General features: G+C 75.9%; 1 protein-coding gene and 1 pseudogene. One reads left to right on the forward strand and one right to left on the reverse strand.

Features of this window, described 5'->3' with window-relative positions:
- Nucleotides 1–257, forward strand: a 257-nt coding sequence (locus ACLZOT_RS49940; protein ID WP_416975977.1) for an IclR family transcriptional regulator domain-containing protein, incomplete at its 5' end; no start/stop codon positions are given.
- Here the strand turns inward: ACLZOT_RS49940 and ACLZOT_RS49945 are convergent.
- Nucleotides 249–464: pseudogene (locus ACLZOT_RS49945) on the reverse strand (sugar ABC transporter ATP-binding protein); the annotation flags it as partial. The gene ACLZOT_RS49940 and the pseudogene ACLZOT_RS49945 sit on opposite strands and share 9 nt — an antisense overlap.

Here is a 464-nt window from a genome sequence, read left to right on the forward strand (position 1 = left end):
CCCCGCGCACCCTGGTCCTGCCCGGCCAGCTCGCCCGCGACCTCGCCCTGACCCGGACCCGCGGCTACGCCGTCAACCTGGAGGAGGCCGAGGTCGGCGTCTCGGCCGTCGCCGCCCCCGTCTACGGGCACGGCCCCGCCTCCCACCCGATCGCCGCGATCTCCGTCACCGGCGGCACCCGCCGCCTCGACGTGGACCGGATCGGAGCGAGGGTGTGCGCTGCGGCAAGGGCGCTGACGCGGACGCTGTCAGCCTGACGAGCCCGACGAGGGCGCGTCCGACACCCCTCGCTGCACCGCCACAGCCAACCCGTGCTCCGTGAGCCTGCCCCCGCTCACCTCACCCGTGACCCGCCCGCGCACGAACACCAGCACCCGGTCGCACACCTCCGTCAGCTCCGCGAGATCCGTCGACGCGATCAGCACGGCCGCCCCGCCCGCCGCCAACTCGCCCACGATCCGGTG

It is taken from the genome of Streptomyces sp. 4F14, assembly GCF_048159485.1.
GTDB lineage: Bacteria > Actinomycetota > Actinomycetes > Streptomycetales > Streptomycetaceae > Streptomyces.